Raw genomic sequence first — 758 nt, 5'->3', positions numbered from 1 at the left:
TTTTCAGCCCTTTTTTCTAGCAAAAATTCTCGAATTTCACCTTTTCTATATTCAACTTTATTAGACAGGAATATTTCTGTGGCTCAGATGTATTTTTACTACTCGGCAATGAATGCGGGTAAATCAACAACGCTTCTTCAATCTTCATTTAACTACCAAGAACGTGGCATGACGCCGGTGATCTTTACGGCAGCACTCGATGATCGCTACGGTATTGGTAAAGTGAGCTCTCGAATTGGCCTTCAATCTGAAGCACAGCTTTTTAAGAGTGACACGAATCTTTTTGAAGCGATTAACGAGCTGAACGAGCAAGAAAAGCGTCACTGTGTACTGATCGATGAGTGTCAGTTCTTGTCGAAAGAGCAGGTATATCAGCTAACAGAAGTGGTTGATAAACTGCATATCCCTGTGCTTTGTTACGGGTTAAGAACAGACTTCCTTGGTGAGCTGTTTGAAGGCAGTAAGTATCTACTGTCTTGGGCTGATAAGCTGGTGGAACTGAAAACCATCTGCCACTGTGGCCGCAAAGCGAACATGGTAATCCGTACCGATGAGCACGGTGTCGCGATCGCGGAAGGTGATCAAGTGGCAATAGGTGGCAACGATAAATATGTGTCTGTATGTCGCCTTCACTACAAAGAAGCGCTAGGTAAATAAGCGTTTTTCAATGTTTCGGTGATAACTGAAATACAAAGTAATGGAATAAAAAAACGGTGGCTCAGTGCCACCGTTTTTGTTTTTATTGGTTATCGCTATCT

The 758-nt window shown here is 42.3% G+C and carries 1 protein-coding gene; it reads left to right on the top strand.

Going from position 1 to position 758, the window contains the following annotated elements; translation table 11 throughout:
• The first annotated feature begins 78 nt into the window (after positions 1–78).
• Positions 79–657, top strand: coding sequence for a thymidine kinase (locus BCT81_RS09945; protein WP_008223554.1), 579 nt, complete (start codon positions 79–81; stop codon positions 655–657).
• Positions 658–758: the final 101 nt, after the last annotated feature.

The sequence above is a fragment of the Vibrio sp. 10N.261.52.A1 genome, from assembly GCF_002876325.1.
Taxonomy (GTDB): Bacteria; Pseudomonadota; Gammaproteobacteria; order Enterobacterales; family Vibrionaceae; genus Vibrio; species Vibrio chagasii.
Note: the sequence above shows the minus strand (reverse complement) of the source record. Positions and strands in the feature narration are given on the sequence as shown.